Source organism: Aurantimonas endophytica (assembly GCF_014196845.1).
Taxonomy (GTDB): Bacteria; Pseudomonadota; Alphaproteobacteria; order Rhizobiales; family Rhizobiaceae; genus Aurantimonas; species Aurantimonas endophytica.
The window spans coordinates 119,503-134,174 of the sequence record NZ_JACIEM010000005.1 but is presented as its reverse complement, the minus strand read 5'-3'; the positions used below and the strand labels follow the sequence as shown (position 1 = coordinate 134,174).

Genomic DNA, 14,672 nt, shown 5'->3' with positions numbered 1-14,672 from the left:
AGGTGGCCGCGTCGGGTGGGATGGGGTCTCGGCAGGTGGTGCATATCGGTGGACGCCAGTCGGCGCTGACGTCAGCTCGGCGGCTCGGGCGGCTTAGGCTGGGACGGCTCGTTGGCGAGCGTGCGATCGGCCGCGGCGCGGTTCGGCATCGTGCTTCCGGCAGATGCCGTCGGACGGTCCGCCTTCGACATCCCCGCTTCGGCGCCCTTCGCCTTCGGCTCGGTGGCGGCGTCTGCCTCGACAGCCGTCGAAGCCTCTGTGCCACCGGCTGCGAACACAGCTTCGACTTCCGCCGTATCCATGCTGCCCGCCGCGCATAGCGCGTCGGCCAACCGCAACAGCATGGCCCGGTTGGCCTCGAGCGTCCGCGTCGCCAGCGCCAGCGCCGTCTCCAGCCGGGCATGAACGGCATGGCTCAGCGGATCGTCCCGCAGCAGCAGGAGTTCGGCGTGCTGCATCGGGCGGTGCAGCAGGGGCCGTTCGCCAAAGCCGAGCTCGATCTCCAGCGACAGCGCCAGCCTCGTGGCGCTGGCGAGGTCGCTCGAGCGTTCGCCGCCCGAGCCGACGGTAACGTTGCCGAACACCATCGTCTCGGCGGCTCGCCCGGCAAGATAGGCGGCGATGATCGCCATTACCCACGCCTCGGACTGCACGACATTCAGGTCGAGCATCGATTCCGCATAGCCGCCCTCGGCTGCCTCGATCGACAGGCTCAGTTCGCTGCCGACATTCAGCGCCCGGCGGACCACGGCGTGACCCGCTTCGTGGACAGCCATGCGGTAGCGCAGGTCATGCGGCCGGGCCGGGCGGCCACTGGCAAGACGCGCCGTCAGATCGGCATGGGTGAGGCCGCGTCCCTCGCGACGGGCCTTGCCGCGCGCCTCGCGCACCAGCCGCTCGATATCGGCGCCGCTTCGCCCGTCCGCCTGCCGGGCAAGCTGCGTCAGCACGACGTCGACCGGCTCCCGGTGGTGCGGCATCGGCGCGTCGGGATGTGCGGCCGCGACGAGGCCAGCGAGTTCGGGCCCGACGTGATGCGCCAGGATTCCCTTGAGCGCCTCGCGATCCGGCATCGGGATGGTGATCTGGTTCTCCCACCGGCCGGAGCGCTTCAGCGCCTCGTCCATCGCCTCCGGTCGGTTCGTCGCGCCGACGATGATCACGCCTTCCGCCTTGGCCGCACCGTCGAGCAACTCGAGCAACTTGTTGACCAACGCGTTCCAGTAGTCGGCATAGTCCCGGTCCTGCGGCTGGCGCTTGCCGATGCCGTCGCACTCGTCGATGAACAGGATCGACGGAGCATTCTGGCTGGCTTCCGCGAAGGCGGCATTCATCCGCGAGATGACGTTGCCGAGATAGCTTGCCTCCAGCCAGGTCGACACCGAGGAGACGTGAAGGGGCAGGTCGAGGCTGTTGCAGAGCGCCTTGGCATAGGTGGTCTTGCCCGTGCCGGGCGGACCCGACAGCAGCAGCCGCGAGCTGAGCTGGTCCCATGGCAGCGTGCCTGCCCGCCACAGCGCCAAATCGGCCTTGAGGTCGAGCCCCCAGCCGCGCGCCTCGCCGAAGCCCGCCAGGGTCTCGACGCTCAGCCGGAAGGGATCGCTCGATGCTTCCGGCAGGATGACCTCCGACCCGCTGGTCGAGGCGGTGTCCTTTTTGCCCGACTGGCCGGGCCGCCGAGACCCGGAGCCGGACTTCCGATGGTGGCGACCCTTGGCGTCAGCAGGCAGGCTCTCGACGCGCTTGTCCCAGTCGCTGTCGCTCTGGGATGACCGTGTCCGATACGCCGCCCATGGCGACGACGAACCCGGCGCCGAAGACGATGCGCCATCCCCGTCGTCTTGATCATCGTCGTCGGGACGCGACGCCAGGTGGCTCAGCATGGCGATCATACGGTCGACCGGCACGCCCGGGCGGATTGCGACTGAGAGGTCGGCCACCGACAGGCGCCGCGGATCGAGCGGTGCGGCTGCCAGGGCCGTCCGGAGAGCTGCACCGTGCTCATGGCCAACGACGCGCGCCGCCGTTTCCGCGATGATGTGGGCGTCGAGACTGCCGCCGTCGAGAACGACGTCGGCGGCGAGCGCCAGTAGTGACGGGATCGGTGGCGCCTCGGCGATAACCAGCAACGGATACGGCGTGCGCGCAACATGGGTGATGCGCATGCGTAGCGCAGCGTCGGACTCGATGTCCGGCTCGCCGTCGTGCTCTCCGGCAACCATGGTGACGATGCGCCAGCGAATGTCCTCGTCGTCGGCAAAACGGGCATAACCGCCGGGCTTCACGTAGTCGACGTCGAGTGTCTGCGTGCGCCCGGGCAGGATCGACCCCGCCTCGAGCAACCGCAGCGCCGCGGTGGCAAAGCCCTCGACGCGAGCGCGCAGCAGCACCAACGAACCGGGGCGGTCGAAGCGGTCGACGAGGTGCCCGACATCCATCTCGTTCTGCCGCAGAGCGTGCTCGATGAGCAGCAGCGTCGCGACGCTCTCGGCCACCTTGTGTTCGCCGCTGGTGGCGTTGGTGGCGCGTGCCGTGTCTGCCGGCTGGATGTCCAGCCGGAGCTTGGTGCGCGGGCGCTTGGGGAGAGCCATCAGACGCCTCCCTCGCGCGAGGCGCTTCCGGCGCCAGTCTCGGCAATGCCCTTGACCAGGAGCCACTCGAGCACCAGACGGCAGGTGGGGTCACCGGCATCGGCGTGACGGCGCAGAGTGTCGGTGAGAACGGTCGGGTAGCGGTGCAGAGCGACGCCATCGTCCACCGCCGTTGCCGCCGCCCGGGCAAGGTAACCCTCGTGCTGGCGGGCGGTCCACAGACTCAGACCGACCAGCAGGGCCGTGTCCTCGCGATCGTCCGTCGCAGTGAAGACCTCCCGCACGGGCGTCGGCGTGGCGGCGTCCGCCGCCGGGGTGGTGGAGGCGATCGTATCGGTGGCTTGGACGGCCGGGATCGACCACGTTGAGCCGAAGGCGGCGAACGACGTCAACGCGGTGGTGGCTGCGAGCTTCGTCGGCATTGGCTGGCGCCTCGGCGCGCTGTGCGGGGCGATAATCTGCGGGGTTGGGGTGGTCTGGTTCATGGACATGGCTTTCCCGTGCGCCGCGCCAGCTCTCGGCGGCTGCGGCGATGATTGATCAGGGATGGATGAGGCTGCGGCCCGGGATCGATCGGCGATCAGGCCGCGGCAGGATCAGGCGTCGAGCCGGGCCCGGGCAAAGCCGACGCGGATGGTCCGCGGTATGTGCGGCGCGGCGGATCGGAAATTATTCCCGGTGCGGCTGGCCGGAATGGCGCCGTCTGGCTTCAGGCCGAAGAGCGCGGCAGGGCCGGCGTCGTCTTCATGCGCCTCCGTAGCAAACGCCACTGCCGCGGGCTGCCCGGAGGCGGCGGCCAACGAACCGCCAGCATCAGCGCAGCTCGGCTGCATACGCCGGGTCGGCTCGACGTCTGCCTCAACCAGCCGCTGCGCTTCGCCAGCCAGCAGCGCGCGGATCTTCTCGCCGAAGCGGCGGCGCAGTTCCGCCATCGCCTCCGCCGCGCCGTCGATCTCCAGCAGATCGTCGATCTCGGCCATCGCCCAGATGCCGCTTTCGTGGTCGCTGGGCCCACTCGCCCCGTCAATGATGGCGATCCCCACCGTGTCGGCCATCAGCCGCTTGTGCTCTTTGTAGAGCCAGTCGGGCAGGATCAGCGATGCCGCCAGCATCCTTGTCTTCAGCTCGGCCAGGCGGTGCGTATCGAGGTAGGAGGCGATGGAGCGCTTGACGTCGAGGATGGTGGCGCTGTGGTAGCGGCGGTTCACCACGACGAGGTCAGGCGTGTAACTCGCGCGTGTTTTGGCGTCGGCGTCGAAGCTCAGCCCCTTCAGCCTGCCGCCGCGGTTGAGGGCGATGGCCTCCAGCGCCGCCGGGGTCACCGGAAGCCGCAGCGACTGCCAGAGCACCACCAGGTCCGGGTTGTGCTGGCCGATGGCAATGATCGCCTGCTCGAGCAGCTTGCCCTCGTGGAAGGATACCGACCGGATCAGCGAGGCGAGGCCGACATAGTCGCCGAGAATCGCGTCCGGCGCCGGAGTGCTGGCGACGATGGCGGCAACGGCTCTCTCGATCAGCGTGTCGAGTTCGGCCTCGATGTCAGAGAATCGGATACGGCAGGAATAGCGGGCGCGCTCGGCCACAGCCGAGGTGACACCCTTTGAAGAACGAAACATGTAAAGTCCCTTGGAACAGGGAGATGATCGGCGTGAGCCGCATCGGCAGCCGTCAGCGTCCGTCGCGCCGGACGAACCGGCGTCAGGCGGATGGCAAGCAACGGCATGAACGAGGCGGTTGCCCCATCCAGTCTGTCAGCGGTCGGTGATCATCTCGATTGGAAACAAAGCGGCTGGCGTCCGGCGCTGCCTAAGCGCGATCTGCCTGCGACAGCCGCGACATCGCGCGGCAGGATCCGCTCGGGCGAATCAACCCGGCGGTCCCCGTTTCCGAAACTTTCCTCGAAGGGACGAAGCAGTTATGGCTCGTCATAGCCCAAGACCTCTCAGCAGGTTGCGGGTCAGGCCCTCGTCTGGTGTTACCAGCACCTGCGGGGGCCGTCTCGTGTCCGCTCAGGGTGATCCCGAGCACAAAACGGAAACTGAGCCCTTCAGCCACCGATCGCAAGGCGCCGGCCGGAACTCGGCGCCGATATGGTTAACGAGGGGCTCACGGCGCCCCTCTGGACGTGCTGACGCGAACCTCGCGAAGTTCCGCAGTGAAGGCATGTCCAAATCCTTCCTCGTTCGCCGCTTCCGCACTCCAAAAGGTCCGAGGTGTTCGTCCGACGGATGTAGGTCCCCTCCTCTACGACTTGATGGCGGCGCGCGGCTGGGCAGGCGCCAAAGCCTGGGCTGACGCCACGCGCGGCATGGCACCAACGCTCATCGGCGGTAGCAAGAAGAAGAATGGACTTGATCTCGCTCAGCCGAAATCGCGGAAGCGCTGGTTGGAGCTCGGCGTCGATCCCTCGTACGTCCAAAAGGATGCGCCCGGCCCCGACTTTGAAGGAACGCCCCGGCTGACGCTCGAGATGTGTGCCAGGCTTCAGGACTTCCCGGACGAGTGGTCCTTCGCGGGGAACAGGCAGTCTCGGTTCCGGCAGATCGCAAACGCCTTTCCGCCGCGGATGGCGCGAATGGTCGGACTCTGCATCCAGCGGGCACTCTCCGGGGAGGAAGTCGATCTTCACGCTGCGCTCAGGGCGCCGCTGTTCCAGAAGATCGACGTTCCCGAACTGGCGAAGCTGACCGCCGCGCAGCGTGAGGACGAAGACGATCTCGAACAGTACGAGAACGCGTTCACTTTCGCAGCGGAGTAGCGGACAAAAAGAGGTGGCGCGATTTCTCTGACAGGCTCGGCCTGATAGGTGAATTGTCCACCGGATTTTAGGTCGCCACGACAACTGGCCGGATGAATTTGACGTGGTCCGGAGTTTTCCGGCTCACGCTCGAATGCGGGCGTCCTCGGTTGTTAAAGATCGCGGTATCTGCCGATCCATGTCCGGAATGGCTGACGGTCTTACAAGCCTCAGGGAGAGCGCTGTGGCGCTTCGCGCCGTAGCCGGTGCGGCACGCGGGTCTCCGGGGCGGATCCAAGCGCGCTAGTGGCAGCTCTCAACGTGCGGGCCGCAGCTCAAAGGTCGAGATATCGCGTTGCGGTGTTCGACTGGTGGCTGTAGCCGGACTGGCGCTCAATCTCTCGCATGACGCTGCTCCAATAGCGGCTGAGGCGACGCAACTCCCGGTCCTCTGACCAACGAGCATCCTTCTGCGCCGCTCTCCGCCGATCCCGCGCCGCGAGCCAGGCGTGCTGCGGGCTCCCGTGCATTGTCAGGAGAACTGTCGCCTCCCGTCGGATCTCGGGCGAGCGTTTGAATAGACGAGAGAGTAGGCGGCGGATCATATGCGCAACAAACCCTCGCCAGCTTTCTGCGGGTCGGGAACGTTACCGCGCATCCAGGCAGATAGGCTCCGACTGCCGTATCGAACGTAGCAGACGGGAGCGCTCCGCCGAACAAACTGCTGGCCGCGGCCCCACGGTTCGACCGGACGCGATAGCGTGACGGCGAGTTCACGGCTGCACCGGTCGCGGATCCATGTGGAAGCGTTCAAACCCAAACTAATCCCCACGCAATTGAGATGGGCAGGAAGCAAGCGAAGATTCCAAGCCCACAATGCTCTCAAAGCCCGAGTGCGGACAGCATCCGTAGCATCTGTCGGCCGCGTGGCGTGAGCCGATACCAGAAGGACATCTGCCAGCCCCGCACGACCTCGGCGAGTTTCGCGCCCGTCAGATAGTCCGCGGCCTGTAGTTCCCGCCCGGTCATCTCGTTCATCTCGAGCCCTACGCAGTCCTCTTCCGGACCCTCGTTTAGGCGGCGCATTAGGAAGATGCGAGACGGGGTAAGTCCCAGGTTGCGCAGATCAGATTTCTCAGACATCAGCGCTCGCTCCCTGTCCCGTGCGCCTGAGTTGAGCGATCAAGCTCAGCCGCAAAAGCCTTTGTTATCAAGAAAACCCTGGATAGCCGTCTAGCTCTCTCGGCGTATTCCGCCGCAACCAAGGGGATCAGCGCACGCAGAACTTCCACGTAGCTGTCGGCGCGATCCTGAGCCAATTTCGAGGCTTTCAGTGGTGGACGTCTCCATGTCTATTACATGTCCCCGCAGCAGCGATCGAAAAGCGTGGTCCGCGGTGCTCCACGAGGGGAACCATCTCCCGGCAGCCAGCATCGGATCGACGCCCGGCGTTTCGCCTCACGTTGACGTCAACCCCCAACCAGGGCACAGAAGTGACGCCCAATGCGGGGCTGGAGCCGAAACCAATATTGTTTACAGAGACTTGACCACCCTCTGGCTGGGGATCCAGGTTCCCCAGCCAATTCTTTCTCCTCATTGATTCGCTGCCGGGTTCCCTTGGCTGGAAATCCTTGCGCCACCGATGCCCGGTCTGATGCACAGAGTCGAGGTACACGACTGCGGCGCAAGCCTTCGGTCCGCTGCACAGCGTAGGTAGGCATGGCCGGACCACATCGTGTTTCCAACCCCGCATTACGGGGTCAACGTCTCATCGGGCGACGACCGGAAAGCATGCGGGACGATGCCGGCGCAGCCAGCACGGAGCACTTGCTGCCTCGGCTGGCCTCCAGTGACCTTTATGGACCGCGCCGAAACTGCTGGCGCACTTGGCTCAAGCTGCGCAGATTTCCGCAACGGCCGGCGATTCGTCCCGCTTGCCGGGCCATGTCCGCATGAACTGCCGGACAACCTTTTGAAGCTGTTCGGGCTTGGCGCCTCCGTTGGCCTGTACGACGAGGCCATTGGCGACGGTTATGACATAACGGCCGAGGCTTTCGGTGTCGGTATCGGCCGGCAGGTCGCCATCGGCCCGCCAGCGCTCCAGCCGCTCGCACAGGCGCTTGAGGTTCGACATCCGGCGCGACAGCAGATCGTCCTTGACCGATTCACCGTCTGGGCTGCAGACCAGCGCGCCCTGCACCATCAGGCAGCCGCACGGCGTCCCGTCGGGTGCTTCCGCGCCCGTGAACATCATCAGGAAGCCTTCTATGGCGCATCTCGAGGAAGGCTGGTCCAGGATCGCGTCAAGCGTGGCGATGCGCCGCTCGGCGTAGCGGTCGACTGCCTTCCGGAACAGCTCTTCCTTGTTGCCGAAGGCCGCGTAGAGGCTGGGCTTGGTGATGCCCATGGCGTCGATCAGGTCGGCGAGCGACGTGCCCTCGTAGCCCCGTCGCCAGAACAAGAGTATCGCCTTGTCGAGGGCCTCGTCGACATCGAACTCTCTGGGGCGGCCCCTGGCCATCTCGTTTCCTCCCGATTATCGAATTTTCGTTATTCTCCCGCGATATATAGGAAATTTGTCGCTTTTTTCAAAGCGTAGCGGCGTCCGCGGGGGCTGCCGGGCGCCAATGAAGCGCTCTCACGAATGGCCCATGGCCGCCTCTTCGATCTTCGCCGCATGGACCCGCTTCAGCGGCCGGCCCCCGGCCAGTGCACGCACCAGCACGTAGAACACCGGCGTCAGGAAAATTCCGAAGACCGTCACGCCGAGCATGCCGGCGAACACGGCGACGCCCATGGCCGCGCGCATCTCGGCGCCCGGCCCCGTCGAAAGCACCAGCGGCACGACGCCCATGATGAAGGCGATCGACGTCATCAGAATGGGGCGCAGCCGCAGCCGGCTCGCTTCCACGGCCGCCTGGCGGGTTGCCATGCCCGATATCTCCAGGTCGCGCGCGAACTCGACGATCAGGATGGCGTTCTTGGCGGAAAGCCCCACTAGGACGATGAACCCGATCTGCGTGAAGATGTTGTTGTCGCCCTGGTCCAGCCAGACGCCGACCAGCGCCGCCAGGATTCCCGTCGGCACGATCATGATGATCGCGAAGGGCAAGGTGAGGCTCTCGTACTGTGCCGCAAGCACCAGGAAGACCAGGAGAACGGCCAGCGGGAAGACGATCAGCCCGGAATTGCCGGCGATGATCTGCTGGTAGGTGAGGTCCGTCCACTCGAAGCCGACGCCCTTGGGAAGCGTCTCGGCGGCGACGCGCTCGACCGCCGCCTGTGCCTGGCCGGAGGAATAGCCGGGCGCGGGTCCGCCGTTGATGTCCGCGGCGAGAAACCCGTTGTAGCGGCTCGCCAGTTCCGGCCCGGCGGAAGGCTTCACCGTCATCAGCGCCGACAGCGGCACCATCGCGCCGTTCGACGAGCGCACCTTCAGGCGGGCAATGTCGTCGGGCTGGCTGCGCTCCGCGGCGTCGGCCTGGACCCGCACCGAGTAGGTTCTGCCGAAGGCGTTGAAGTCGTTGACGTAGAGCGAGCCGAGATAGATCTGCAGGGTGTCGAAGACGTCGGTGACCGAGACGCCCAGCTGATGCGCCTTGGTGCGGTCGAGATCGGCAAAGAGCTGCGGGACACTGATCCGATAGCTGGAGAACATGCCGGCCAGCTCCGGCGCCGCGCGCGCCTTCGCCAGGAAATCGTTGGTCGCCTGGCTCAGCGCCTCGTAGCCGAGTCCGGCGCGGTCCTGGAGCTGCAGCTTGAAGCCGCCGATCGTGCCGAGGCCCTGGACGGGCGGCGGCGGGAACATGGCGATCGTCGCCTCGCGGATGGCGGCGTATTTCTGGTTGAGGGAGCCGGCGATGGCGCCGCCCGGGAGGTCTTCGCGTTCTTCGAACGGAGCTTCGGTGACGAAGACCACGCCGGCGCTGGAGCTGTTGGTGAAGCCGTTGATCGATAGGCCGGGAAAGGCGACGGTGCTGCTGGCGCCGGGCTCATCGAGCGCGATGTCGCTCATCTGCCGGATGACATCTTCGGTCCGGTCGAGACTGGCGCCATCGGGAAGCTGGGCGAAGCCGACGAGGTAGCCCTTGTCCTGCGCCGGCACGAAGCCGCCGGGCACCTGTCCGAACATGAAGACCGTCGCTCCGACGAGGACGAGATAGACGCCCATGACGATCGTCTTCCGCGAGAACAGCTTTCCGACCGAGTTGCCATAGGCGCGCGAGCTTGAGGTGAAGGCGCGATTGAAACCCCGGAAGAACCATCCGAAGACGAAGTCCATACCTCGCGTCAGGCGGTCCTTCGGGGCGTCGTGGCCCCTCAGGAGGAGGGCCGCGAGCGCCGGCGACAGCGTCAGCGAGTTGACTGCGGAGATGACGGTCGAGATCGCGATCGTCACGGCGAACTGACGATAGAACTGTCCCGTGAGGCCCGAAATGAACGCGAGTGGCACGAAGACTGCGACAAGCACCAGGGCGATAGCGATGATCGGGCCGGAAACCTCCCGCATCGCCTTGTAGGTTGCCTCGCGGGGCGCGAGCCCCTCCTCGATGTTGCGCTCGACATTCTCGACGACGACGATCGCGTCGTCGACGACGATGCCGATCGCCAGCACCAGCCCGAACAGGCTGAGCGCATTGATGGAGAAGCCGAGGACGTAGAGTGCGCCGAAGGTGCCGATGATCGAGACGGGCACGGCAATCAGCGGGATGATCGACGCGCGCCAGGTCTGCAGGAAGACGATGACGACCAGCACGACGAGCAGAACGGCCTCGAGCAGCGTGTGCACCACGGCCTCGATCGAGGCGCGCACGAACTGCGTCGTGTCGTAGACGATCTCGTACTCCACCCCTTGCGGCATGTTGGCCTGCAACTCGTCCATCGTCGCCCGGATCGCGTCCGAGACGGCGATCGCGTTGGAGCCCGGCGACTGGAAGATCGGCAGGGCGACGGCCGGCTTGCTGCTCAGGAGCGAGCGCAGGGAATAGCCGGAGACGCCGAGTTCGACCCGTGCGACGTCGCGCAGCCGGACGACGGCACCGTTTGGCGCCGTCTTGACGATGATGTCGCCGAAGGCTTCGGGCGTGTTGAGCCGGCCTTGCGCGTTCACGGAAAGCTGCAGCTCGACGCCGGCGTTCGTCGGCGGTGCGCCGATCTGGCCGGCTGCGGCCTGGACGTTCTGCTCGCGGATTGCGGCCACGACGTCGCTTGCCGACAGGCCCTCCTCGGCGACCTTCTGCGGATCGAGCCAGACGCGCATCGCATAGTCGCCCGAGCCGAAGACCTGGACGTCGCCGACACCGGCGATCTGCGCCAGCCGGTCCTTGACGTTGATGACCGCATAGTTGCGCAGATATTTGATGTCGTAGCGTCCGTCCGGCGAGACGAGATGCACGACCATCATCAGGTCCGGCGAGCTCTTGGTCGTCGAGATGCCGAGTGCGCGGACCTCTTCCGGCAGGCGGGGTTCTGCCTGGCTGACTCGGTTCTGGACGAGCTGCTGGGCCTTGTCGGGGTCGGTGCCGAGGGCGAAGGTCACGGTCAGGGTCAGCGCGCCGTCGGCGGTCGCCTGGCTGGACATGTAGAGCATGCCCTCGACGCCGTTGATCTCCTCCTCGATCGGCGTCGCCACGGTCTCGGCGATGACCTTCGGATTGGCGCCGGGATATTGCGCCCGCACCACGATCGAGGGTGGCACGACCTCGGGGTACTCGGAGATCGGCAGGGCCTGCATGCCGAGCAAGCCGCAGATCAGGATCAGTACCGACAGCACGCCCGCAAAGACCGGCCGATCGATGAAGAAATTCGAAATGTTCACGGGGGTCTCTCCGTTCGCCGGCGAGGGCGTTGCGGCAGCAGGGTGTCCGGCGCCGGGCAATCCGGCGTCACGACGGCAGTCGGATCTCGAAAGGCTCTGGGTGGAAGGACGGCCCGGCGTCAGGGGGTGAGCCGGGCCGTCCTAGACCGTCGCGACTACTCGGCAGAGGCCAGCGCGACGGGTTCGGGCTGGACCAGTGTCCCGGGCGTCAGGGACTGGATCCCCTCGACGACGATCTGCTCTCCGGGCTTCAAGCCATCCTCCACCACCCGCAGTCCGTCGACGGTGGCACCGAGCGTGATGGTGCGGTACTCGACCTTCCTGTCTTCGCCGACGACGAGCACGTATTTGCGGTCCTGGTCGGTTCCAACGGCGCGCTCGCTGATCAGCAGCCTGTCCTCAGGCTTCGGTTGTCCCAGCCTGATGCGGACGAACTCCCCGGGAATGAGCGATCCTTTCGGATTGGCGAGCGAGGCCCGTATCCGCAACGTGCCGCTGCTGGGATCGACTTCGTTGCCGATGAGCTGGACATGGCCGCGAACTGCCGCCTGCGCCCCCTCGGAGCCGAATCTTTGGACCTCGACCGGTATGTCGCCATAGGCGGGGAGCGGTCCGTCCTGATCCGGCAGCGCCGAGAGGATCTCGGCGACATCGCCGGCATTCACGTCGAAGCCGGCATAGATCGGATCGACCGAGACCATCGTCGTCAGCACGGCAGACGAAAGGCCCGACGCCACCAGGTTGCCTGCGGTCACCTCGATCCGGCCGATGCGCCCATCGATCGGCGCCCGGACCTCGGTATAGCCGAGATCGAGCTCTGCGGTCGTCAGCGCGGCCTTCGCCGCATCGGCGCTGGCGACCGCCTGGTCATAGGCACTGGAGCGCTGGTCGAGAGTGCTCTGCGAGACGGTGCGGGAGGTGACCAGCGACTCGGCGCGCGTGACTTCCAGCGCAGCGAGGTGGACCTGCGCCTCGGCCGCCTCGACATCGGCCCGGACCCTGGCGACGGCCGCCTGATAAGGCGCCTGGTCGATCGTCGCGATGAGATCGCCCTTCTTGACGAGCGCGCCCTCGCGGAAGTGAAAGGACTGGATCGCGCCGCCGACGCGGGGCCTGATCTCCACCCGATCGACGGCTTCCAGCCGCCCGGAATATTCCCGCCAGAGCGTCACCGACCGAGGCGTCACCGCCGTGACCGGAACCTTCAGCGCCTGGGGGGCAGCGGCCGCCGCCTGGCCGGCCGCGGCAGGGCCCGTTTCGTTCAGGGCCGCGGTCGTCGCTCCCGCGGCGATGGCTAATGCCAGGCTCGAGCTCCAGAGGAGCCGTCGAAAGACTGTCCGTTTCATGGGTATCGCTCGCGAAGGAGTTCGAAGAATCTTTGGGGCCGCGAATTCACCAAGCCTCGCGCTCCGAACGGAGTTCGCGGGCTCGATGTGCGGCGTCCGGCTCAGGAGCCGGCGGCGGCATCGCTCGAAACGCGGACAGCGATGTCTCCGGCACAGTTGACGGCAGGCATGCGAAGCTGCCGGATGCGGCGCCCGACATCCGAAGGCCGGCCGTCGGCTACATCTGCCGCCAGGGCTCTGCTCCGGGACAGCCTGTGGCTGCCTGCAAATGCTGCTTCGGCAACTGGATCGGACTGCTGCATCGTCCCTCTCACATCGCACCTGCCGAGCCGCGGCTCTCGCCGGATCGGCGGAACCGCGGGTTCTGTACCGTCCGGTATGGACCAGCTAATCGGGCCTCGCCGTCCAGTCAAGACCGGAATTACCGATCGGTACAGAAAGTCTGTGCATCCATTCCCGACGCACCCGTCTGGTTCATCCGGACTCTCCGGCCATCTGCTCGATCGCCGGCCCATGGATGGCAGGCCCCGCCCGTTTGCTGCCATGCGCCTTCTGCTCTGGCAGGCGATGACCGCCAGTGCTGCCCGGGCGCAAGATCGTGCCCGGGCAGCAATCGTTCGTTCCTCGGGTTGTCAGAAGACGTCGATCGAAATCCCGTTTCTGACCATCGGGAACAAGTGTGAAGATCAGAAGCCGGTGACGCCGACGCGACGCTGTACGCTTGCGCGAGCTGCTTCATCCGCTCGCTTGCGGGCGTAGTCAGAGCCCGGAATATCGACGTTCTGCCGCCCGGCTTCTGGATAGCCGAAAGTCGAGGCCCGAGCGGGCGGGCGACCGGCCGCTTCGGGATACCCAATTGCAACCTTCAGGCGCTCGGCATAGCCGTTGGCGCGGCTCGTCGCGTTGGAACCGGGCACATATTGGGCCGAAGCCATTGTGGAACCGAAGAGAACCAACGCGGCGACGCTGGTGGCGAGAAGACGTGTCATGGTCTTATCCTTTGGGTTTCGTACCGCGCTTTCCGCGGCAGGATCGGCGATATGTGTACCGATCGGTAGGGCCCAGATGGATTGCATCATCGACGGCTTCAAGAGCTTCTATACCGATCGGAATAAAATTTTTCCTGAGGCTGCCTGACACCCCTGCTTTCGGGGCCGCAGGTCGGCGGCAGTCTGCCGATATCCGCCGGGGCATGCAGCGGTCATGCCCCCCGTCCTGACTCGACTGCAGCTCGCTCGGATCGGCGCAGCTGCCATGCCGGGGCACTTCCTGGATTCGATTCTGCCGCTGACGTGTCGGGGCGCTTGCCGTCCGATCAGACGGGCTGAGGTCAACGGCCTCCGCCCGCAGGTCCCGCACGCCGTCGTCGTCTGGAATATTTCCGGCTAAGTTCATCCACCGGTTCTGGCGGAGAATGGTCTTCTGTCTGAAATGATTTGATGTCACTCATCCTCACGCCGTCGCCCCGAGCGGCGCGACGAAACGACCGCCTTCAGCCCGCGGCTCCCGGGGTCCGCATCCAGAGATGCAGGCTGGTCGACGAACCGCTCATCCCCAGGAGAACACCAATGCCACAGCTGAACTTCCTCGATCGCTACAGCGCCTATGCGCTCGCTCTGCTGCGCATCGTGACGGCCCTGATCTTCATGGCGCACGGAACCCAGAAGCTCTTCGGTTTCCCGGCCGCTCCCGAGCGCGGCCTGCCGGAGCTGCTTTCCTTGTCGGGGATCGGCGGTCTCATGGAGTTTGTCGGAGGCCTGTTCATCCTGTTCGGCTTGTTCACCCGGCCCGTAGCCTTCCTGTTGGCCGGCGAGATGGCCGTGGCCTACTGGATGTTCCACGCGCCGCAGAGCTTCTACCCCGTGCTGAATGGCGGCGACGCCTCCATTCTCTACTGCTTCGTCTTCCTGCTCCTTTTCTTCACCGGCCCCGGCGCCTGGAGCATCGACGCCACGCTCGCAAAGAGTGACAGCACCTCGCCGGCGGCGAAGTAAGGCGCGAAACGCGGCCTCATCCGCCTACACGGCGGCCCAGCCGCCGTGTTGCATCTCGAGGTCGTCGGTGAGCTTGCTCGGCGACCGGCTGCGCGACCGCCTCGGTCCGACATTGCTCCCCGACGAAGATGGAAAGCGTGCCCTCTCCGGTCGAGCCGCGCAGGCGGCGTCGCTGAAAAGGCGCCC

10 protein-coding genes are annotated in these 14,672 nt (G+C 66.0%); 2 read left to right on the top strand and 8 right to left on the bottom strand.

Translation table 11 applies throughout. The features are described 5' to 3' along the window. Positions 1–71: 71 nt before the first annotated feature. The 3 genes from GGR03_RS18180 to GGR03_RS18170 form a co-directional block, all read right to left on the bottom strand. Positions 72–2,591, bottom strand: coding sequence for an AAA family ATPase (locus tag GGR03_RS18180; RefSeq protein WP_183210205.1), 2,520 nt, complete (start codon positions 2,589–2,591; stop codon positions 72–74). Beyond that, positions 2,591–3,013, bottom strand: coding sequence for a hypothetical protein (locus GGR03_RS18175; RefSeq protein WP_183210204.1), 423 nt, complete (start codon positions 3,011–3,013; stop codon positions 2,591–2,593). Before GGR03_RS18175 ends, GGR03_RS18180 begins: the two co-directional genes overlap by 1 nt. Positions 3,014–3,187: 174 nt before the next feature. After that, positions 3,188–4,207: a hypothetical protein gene (locus GGR03_RS18170; protein ID WP_183210203.1), complete on the bottom strand. Its 1,020-nt coding sequence runs from the start codon at positions 4,205–4,207 to the stop codon at positions 3,188–3,190. 638 nt (positions 4,208–4,845) lie between these two features. On the opposite strand from GGR03_RS18170, the gene GGR03_RS18165 reads away from it, so the two are divergent. After that, positions 4,846–5,349, top strand: coding sequence for a DNA cytosine methyltransferase (locus GGR03_RS18165; RefSeq protein ID WP_183210202.1), 504 nt, complete (start codon positions 4,846–4,848; stop codon positions 5,347–5,349). Between the two features lie 861 nt (positions 5,350–6,210). On the opposite strand, the gene GGR03_RS18160 is transcribed toward GGR03_RS18165, so the two are convergent. From GGR03_RS18160 to GGR03_RS18140, 5 genes are all read right to left on the bottom strand, one after another. Beyond that, positions 6,211–6,471, bottom strand: a complete 261-nt coding sequence (locus GGR03_RS18160; protein WP_183210201.1) for a hypothetical protein — start codon at positions 6,469–6,471, stop codon at positions 6,211–6,213. A gap of 748 nt (positions 6,472–7,219) precedes the next feature. Further along, a complete protein-coding gene (locus GGR03_RS18155; protein WP_183210200.1) occupies positions 7,220–7,849 on the bottom strand; it encodes a TetR/AcrR family transcriptional regulator in 630 nt (209 codons plus the stop codon). Between the two features lie 117 nt (positions 7,850–7,966). Continuing rightward, positions 7,967–11,146 (bottom strand): efflux RND transporter permease subunit, encoded by a 3,180-nt coding sequence (locus tag GGR03_RS18150; protein WP_183210199.1) that lies wholly within the window; start codon positions 11,144–11,146, stop codon positions 7,967–7,969. Positions 11,147–11,301: 155 nt separating this feature from the next. After that, positions 11,302–12,492 carry an efflux RND transporter periplasmic adaptor subunit gene (locus GGR03_RS18145; protein WP_183210198.1) on the bottom strand — a complete coding sequence of 397 codons (1,191 nt, stop codon included), beginning with the start codon at positions 12,490–12,492 and terminating at the stop codon, positions 11,302–11,304. A 686-nt stretch (positions 12,493–13,178) separates the two neighbouring features. Beyond that, positions 13,179–13,481, bottom strand: a complete 303-nt coding sequence (locus tag GGR03_RS18140) for a hypothetical protein (RefSeq protein ID WP_183210197.1) — start codon at positions 13,479–13,481, stop codon at positions 13,179–13,181. Between the two features lie 579 nt (positions 13,482–14,060). Here GGR03_RS18140 and GGR03_RS18135 point away from each other — a divergent pair. Next, positions 14,061–14,486 (top strand): DoxX family protein, encoded by a 426-nt coding sequence (locus GGR03_RS18135; protein WP_183210196.1) that lies wholly within the window; start codon positions 14,061–14,063, stop codon positions 14,484–14,486. The last annotated feature ends 186 nt before the right edge of the window (positions 14,487–14,672 follow it).

Excerpts from the sequence above, each read along its gene's own strand:
- GGR03_RS18140 (WP_183210197.1), bottom strand. The coding sequence starts at position 13,481 with ATGACACGTCTTCTCGCCACCAGCGTCGCCGCGTTGGTTCTCTTCGGT.
- GGR03_RS18165 (WP_183210202.1), top strand. The coding sequence starts at position 4,846 with ATGGCGGCGCGCGGCTGGGCAGGCGCCAAAGCCTGGGCTGACGCCACG.
- GGR03_RS18170 (WP_183210203.1), bottom strand. The coding sequence starts at position 4,207 with ATGTTTCGTTCTTCAAAGGGTGTCACCTCGGCTGTGGCCGAGCGCGCC.
- GGR03_RS18160 (WP_183210201.1), bottom strand. The coding sequence starts at position 6,471 with ATGTCTGAGAAATCTGATCTGCGCAACCTGGGACTTACCCCGTCTCGC.
- GGR03_RS18180 (WP_183210205.1), bottom strand. The coding sequence starts at position 2,591 with ATGGCTCTCCCCAAGCGCCCGCGCACCAAGCTCCGGCTGGACATCCAG.
- GGR03_RS18175 (WP_183210204.1), bottom strand. The coding sequence starts at position 3,013 with ATGCCGACGAAGCTCGCAGCCACCACCGCGTTGACGTCGTTCGCCGCC.
- GGR03_RS18145 (WP_183210198.1), bottom strand. The coding sequence starts at position 12,492 with ATGAAACGGACAGTCTTTCGACGGCTCCTCTGGAGCTCGAGCCTGGCA.
- GGR03_RS18155 (WP_183210200.1), bottom strand. The coding sequence starts at position 7,849 with ATGGCCAGGGGCCGCCCCAGAGAGTTCGATGTCGACGAGGCCCTCGAC.
- GGR03_RS18135 (WP_183210196.1), top strand. The coding sequence starts at position 14,061 with ATGCCACAGCTGAACTTCCTCGATCGCTACAGCGCCTATGCGCTCGCT.